Consider the following 6,287-nt stretch of genomic DNA (forward strand, 5'->3'; position numbering starts at 1 on the left):
GAAGCGGCTATTAGAATCCTATGTATAATCTTGGAACCGAAAGAGCTTGTTGTTTATGGAGGAATAGGCAAGGCAGCCTATAGATGCTATCATGAAAAAACTGTATGAACTGGAGTCACATGAAACATTGATGATCCTATTTGGCAAACTGCTAGCGGTATTTGCTCATAATCCTTTGTATGGTGGTTATATACCTTTAAGATAGTAGAACAAGCTAAACGACTTCGAATACCCTGACCTTTATCCAGCTAGTTTTATATGGAGAATGGAAGAGACGTTTGAATGCTTCATGATAAAATGAAGCAGCCTACCGTGCAGCTTGGAGACTCCGTCCTACTAACAATTTTAAGCGGGCTGCAATCCAGAGAGAAATAAATCAAAGGCATTAAATTAAATGAATTTATGGGAAAAATATATATGTTATACTTTATAGCTTGAAATTATAAATGTGTTATATTATAATGCATATAAAGCGGTTACATTTAATCATTAATGCATACAATATAGAGGAAGGGGTTGTAAAAATGGGAACTATCGTTTGTCAAACATGCAATAGCACGATTGATCATTTTGAAGATGAAAAAGTAAGTGTACTTTATACACACAATCACAACTGCCACAGCTGTGATACAGCTGCCTCTGAGAAAAAATAAAAAAGATAATCTCTGATAATAATAGAATTCGAGGGTGTTTCAGGAGCTTTAACCTGAGGCACCCTTTTTTTATGCAATCTAAAAGGGGAAATAAAATTCTGAAAATTTCAAAGTTCTATATAGACGAACATTGGTATTTTGTTTACTTTCTAGGGAAGATTAGATGTGARATGGGGGAATAGTATGCGTAGTGTCAATGCTTCTGAAGTGGTCGCTGTAAGTAAATTTAACCGCTTTCATTGGATGGTGTAAATTCTGCAAATGGAAATTTAGTTTATCAGAAAAATGATTTATCGATTCCAGGACGTGGCATACCAGTAAGTATGACTCGTACGTATAACAATCGAAAATCCCATGTTACGGGAATGTTTGGTTATGGATGGACTAGTAAAGTTGAAAAGAGACTTGTGGATGGTGGAACTGGTCCCATTACACTGATCGATGAAGATAATACGCGACACATCTTTGGACAAAAGATAGGTGTGGGGTATTTAGCTGCTGGTGGTGATTATTTAACGCTTGAGAAAAATGGAAATAGAACCTACACCATTACGCAAACAGATGGAACAAAAGAGGAGGCACAGTTCAATATTTGAGCATGGTTCTTTTTCTTAGGTAGTGCAGGAGAAGGAACAGTGACTTGTCTGCAAAATGAAATACCAAGAAGTTAGAAGGGTAGCTAAATTCTTTCCAATTTTAGAAAAATATTATCAATATTGCTAAAGTGGTAAGTCGATAATTACTATGTTTTGCAGTGCACCTTGGCAAAAGTGAAAATAAATAAAGAATTTTAATATTAAAACTGTTGATTTTATAAGGTTTACAGAATTGGCATAACTTTTGCATATAAAGATTTGTATACAACTTAAAGGAAGAAATAAAAACGGTATCATTTCAGATTACTAAGATTAGGAGGCGTAATAATAATGAACTATTCATCAAAACTAGTAAAAGTAAATAAAGATCCAGGGCATGGCTCACACATCTCCCCTGTTTATATGACTTCAACATTTGTTTTTGATAATGCAGAAGTAGGAGCACAACGCTTCGCAGGAGAAGATCCAGGATTTATGTATTCACGCCTGGGAAATCCAAATGTAAGAGAACTGGAAGAGAAGGTAGCGGCATTGGAATTTGGTGAAGGATGTTTGGCTTTCTCATCTGGAATGGCTGCCATAACTGGCTGCCTTTTAGGTGTTTTGCAGGCAGGAGATCACGTTGTTGCACACACAGCGTTGTATGGGGCGACGCACGCATTTCTATCCAAAACAGTAAAGAAATTTGGAATTGATGTAACATTTGTACCGTTTAAGACAGGGGAAGAGCTTGAACCACACATTACAGATAGAACGAAAGTGGTCTACTTTGAAACTCCTTCTAATCCCACGCTTTCCTTAGTGGATATGAAGAGTGTAGCGGCGATCGCTAAGCAAAAGGGTATCTTGACTATTGTTGATAATACGTTTTTGTCCCCATATTTACAAAATCCTATGCTATGCGGCATTGATATTGTTGTCCACAGTGCAACGAAATATTTGTCGGGTCATGGATATCTTATTGGCGGACTAGTGATTTCCAGCAAGGAAATTATTGATCCGATGAGAAAAGAAGTGCAGAAGACTATGGGAGCAAATTTGGCCCCTATGGATGCCTGGCTTCTCTTTCAAGGGATACGTACATTGCACATTCGCATGGACCGCTCACAAGAAAATGCACAAATTTTGGCTGAACGCTTGGAAAAACATAAGGCTATAGAGAAGGTTTATTTTCCAGGACTAGCAAGTTTTGAAGATAAAAATATCATGGAGAAACAAATGAAAGGTCCTGGAGCAATGATTTCTTTTGTCTTGAAGGGGGGATACGAAAAAGGCGTTAAACTTATGAATTCAGTAAAATTGAGTACTTTAGCAGTTTCCCTAGGGGATGTAGGTACATTAATTCAACATCCAGCTTCGATGACACATGCGATAATCCCTAAAGAAGAAAGAGAAAAAGCAGGTCTCTATGATGGACTCGTTCGTTTTTCGGTTGGAATTGAAGATGTAGAAGATATATGGAAGGATCTCGAAATGGCATTAGAATAACGGTGCGGCTTCTGGGGTACGGTCGGGCGGGGATAATCAAGCCGGGGATAGGATTAAACCGGGAGATTTGTTGAGCGTTTAGCTTAAATATGATCTGGAAAAATCCAACTAGAAAAAGAGGGGGGATAAAATGCTAAACCCATTGGCTTTAGAATTAAATCATGTTATTGAAGAACGGAATAAACCAGTATATGAGATGTTTTCATTGTTAGGAAAATCCTTGTATTTCCCAAAAGGAATTGTCAGCCAAGCAGGAGAAGCAAGGGGGAAAGCGGACATTTTCAATTCAACAATCGGGATGGCTACATAGGGTGGACACCCCATTTATATAGATGTGATTCATAAAAACCTCTCCGCCTACGATCCGAAAGATCTGTATCCCTATGCACCGCCTGCAGGAAAACCGGAGCTGCGTGAGGTTTGGAGAAAAAAGCTTCTAAAGGATAATCCTTCACTTGAAGAAAAGGTATTCGGCATCCCGATTGTGACGAGCGGGCTGACCCATGGCCTGAGTATTGTATCCGACCTTTTTGTGGAAAAAGGCGATTCAATTATCTTGCCGGATAAATATTGGGATAATTATCAGATTCTCTTCAACGTCCGCCATGGCAGCGAGACCGTGACTTATCCTTTATTTACGAAAGCTAACGAATTTAATGTTGAAGGGTTGCTGGAGGCCCTTTTATCCTGCAAAAATGGTAAAGCGATTCTTGTGCTTAATTTTCCGCATAATCCTACCGGATATACTCCAACGGAAAAAGAGGCAGAAGGAATTCTTGAAGCCATTAAGCAGGCAGCGGATCTTGGGGTTAATATTGTTGCTGTTATGGATGATGCATATTTTGGATTATTTTACGAAGATTCAATCAAGGAATCTATATTTGCTCGTTTAGTAGAATTACACCCACGTGTCCTCCCGATTAAAATTGATGGGGCAACGAAAGAAGAGTATGCTTGGGGTTTTCGTGTTGGGTTTCTCACATTTGGAATTCAAGATCCTCTGGTTTTAGAAGCGTTGGAGAAAAAGGCGATGGGTTCTATTCGAAGTACGATCTCATGCAGTCCGCACCTTTCCCAAACAATCATTTTGGATGCCTTATTAAATCCCGAATTCGAAATGCAGCGCAACGAGAAAAATACAGTAATGGAAGACAGGGCCAAACGGGTCAAGGAAATTTTAGCAGACGGGAAATTTGCGGATGAATTTGAACCCTATCCCTTCAACTCAGGATATTTCGTATGCCTTCGCATCAAGCATTCCGATGCTGAAACACTAAGGGTCCATTTGCTCAATCAGTATGGAGTAGGAACGATCTCCCTTGCAAAGACGGACCTTCGGATTGCCTTTTCTTGTGTTGAATTAAACGATCTAGATCGCCTTTTGAAATGATCTATCAGTCTTGTAAAGAATTAAATCCATGTTCTATAAAGCTGTGACGGAAAATGTTGTGGAGTATATGGTGAATATGGCAGAATCGGATGTACTTGGCTTTCATGATCTTCCGGATTAATTGTACCAATTTCAAGCACCTATTCATACCGGAGGGTTAAGTTTAGATGAGACGGTGGCCGAATATGAAAAATCCATTATCCAACGTTTCTTCTTAGGTGGTCAAGATCGAAAAGATAAGGAAAAAGTAGCGGAAGAATTGAAATTTAGTTTATCGACACTTTATCGTAAGCTAGAACGATACAATCTAAAAGTTTGATCTCTTTACCTAAGATTGCAAATTTTATTTGCAATCTTTTTTCGTCTCCGTGGGGGATATTTCGAATATTTGGAAATATTTTTTTCAAATTTGGGAATCCGAAAAACAGTACGCAGCGGTAGGTTATCACTATTTTCGTCGCGGAAATGGGAATTTCTCAACTAGTTCGATAGTAGGAATGTTGAATTAACAAGGATTTTATTTTGGCATAACTCTTGCATAATATGATAACGAAAAGGAGGAGGTGGAGTGCGTTTGAAAAATATAGATTAAATTTACAGAATATTAGAATTATACAGAATAGTGAAACTAGAATTCTGCAAATCATCCATTTTTTAAAAAATATAGGGGGGAATTATTTATGAAAAAGAGTTTCATCATAATCGCTTTTTCGATACTCGTAGCACTTCTATTATCTGCATGCGGAAAGCCCGAAAATCAGGCAGCAAGTCAACCAGGTAAACAGGCAGATGAGGGTAAGGATTTGCTAGAGCAAATTAAATCGAATGGGACCATTAAAATTGGAACAGAAGGAACCTTTGCACCTTTTAGTTACCATGATTCTTCAGGGAAGTTAACCGGTTTTGATGTTGAAATCGCGGAGGAAGTAGCAAAAAGAGTTGGTGTGAAACCAGAATTCATTGAAACCCAATGGGACGGTATGTTCGCAGGACTCGATTCAAAGCGGTTCGATATTATTGCTAATAATGTAGGAATTACTCCTGACCGCCAGAAAAAATACGATTTTTCAGAGCCGTATATTATGTCAAAACCTTTCTTAATTGTTCACAAAGAGAATAATACGATTAAATCATTTGAAGATTTGAAAGGAAAAAAATCGGCTCAGACATTAACTAGTAACTATAAAGATATAGCAGAATCTTATGGTGCTGAGATCGTTGGAGTAGAAGGTTATAATCAATCCATTGATTTATTACTTTCAAAACGTGCGGATGCGGCTGTAAATGACGGACTTTCCTACCTTGATTTCAAAAAGCAAAAGCCTGATGCACCAGTTAAATCCGTCGCAGAACTTGATGAACCGGCAAAAATGGGAGTCATGATGAGAAAAGGGAATAAAGAATTGGTAGAGGCCGTAAATAAAGCGCTTTCTGACATGATGAAGGATGGTAAATATTTAAGTATTTCACAAAAATACTTTGGAAAAGATGTTTCAAAATAGGGAGGGGTCTACATGTTTGCTGACGAAAGAATGGACCGAATTGTTGACATCATTGTAAATTCCTTTTTCCCAATGTTAAAAGCTGGGGTTGCGTTTACGGTTCCCTTGACATTAGTATCCTTTTTTCTGGGACTCCTTCTTGCTTTACTTACAGCATTAGCTCGAATCTCGGGAATTAAACTTCTGGACGTTATTGCAAGATTTTATGTATGGGTGGTTAGAGGAACACCGCTGCTTGTTCAGTTGTTTATTATTTTTTATGGACTTCCAAGTATTGGTATAACGATTGGCCCGTTACCGTCGGCTATTATCGGTTTTACTCTTAGCGTTGGCGCCTACAACTCAGAGATTATTCGTGCGGCTATACTCTCCATTTCCAAAGGTCAATGGGAGGCGGCTTATTCTATTGGGATGAGCTATCCGCAGGCATTAAAAAGAATTATTCTCCCTCAGGCAACAAGGGTATCTGTCCCGCCTTTGGCAAACAGTTTTATTAGCTTGGTAAAGGATACATCGTTGGCCGCTACCATTACGGTGACTGAAATGTTTAGAGTTGCTCAGCAAATTACCGCAACAACCTATGAACCATTGGTACTCTATTGTCTAGCAGGATTTATTTATTTGATTTTCAGTACCGTTCTTTCGAATGCACAAGGAC

At 38.5% G+C, this 6,287-nt stretch carries 8 protein-coding genes; all 8 read left to right on the forward strand.

Annotated elements, in window-relative coordinates; all coding sequences use genetic code 11:
• Positions 1-524 precede the first annotated feature (524 nt).
• Positions 525-653 carry a GapA-binding peptide SR1P gene (locus AC1DUW_RS18755; protein ID WP_083450683.1) on the forward strand — a complete coding sequence of 43 codons (129 nt, stop codon included), beginning with the start codon at positions 525-527 and terminating at the stop codon, positions 651-653.
• 239 nt (positions 654-892) lie between these two features.
• Positions 893-1,249 carry a DUF6531 domain-containing protein gene (locus tag AC1DUW_RS18760; protein WP_477643181.1) on the forward strand — a complete coding sequence of 119 codons (357 nt, stop codon included), beginning with the start codon at positions 893-895 and terminating at the stop codon, positions 1,247-1,249.
• 330 nt (positions 1,250-1,579) lie between these two features.
• Complete coding sequence (locus AC1DUW_RS18765) at positions 1,580-2,737, forward strand: trans-sulfuration enzyme family protein (RefSeq protein ID WP_053345173.1); 1,158 nt, start codon at positions 1,580-1,582, stop codon at positions 2,735-2,737.
• A 130-nt stretch (positions 2,738-2,867) separates the two neighbouring features.
• Positions 2,868-3,047 (forward strand): hypothetical protein, encoded by a 180-nt coding sequence (locus AC1DUW_RS18770; RefSeq protein ID WP_477643182.1) that lies wholly within the window; start codon positions 2,868-2,870, stop codon positions 3,045-3,047.
• Positions 3,048-3,071: 24 nt separating this feature from the next.
• Entirely contained in the window at positions 3,072-4,127 is a 1,056-nt protein-coding gene (locus AC1DUW_RS18775) for an aminotransferase class I/II-fold pyridoxal phosphate-dependent enzyme (RefSeq protein ID WP_477643183.1), read from the forward strand.
• A gap of 121 nt (positions 4,128-4,248) precedes the next feature.
• Positions 4,249-4,446 carry a hypothetical protein gene (locus AC1DUW_RS18780; protein ID WP_477643184.1) on the forward strand — a complete coding sequence of 66 codons (198 nt, stop codon included), beginning with the start codon at positions 4,249-4,251 and terminating at the stop codon, positions 4,444-4,446.
• A 361-nt stretch (positions 4,447-4,807) separates the two neighbouring features.
• On the forward strand, positions 4,808-5,629 hold the full coding sequence (locus AC1DUW_RS18785) for an amino acid ABC transporter substrate-binding protein (RefSeq protein ID WP_053345175.1): 822 nt from the start codon (positions 4,808-4,810) through the stop codon (positions 5,627-5,629).
• Positions 5,630-5,641: 12 nt separating this feature from the next.
• On the forward strand, positions 5,642-6,287 hold a 646-nt coding region (locus AC1DUW_RS18790), incomplete at its 3' end, for an amino acid ABC transporter permease (RefSeq protein ID WP_477643185.1).

This window comes from Peribacillus sp. P4_C12, from assembly GCF_056402095.1.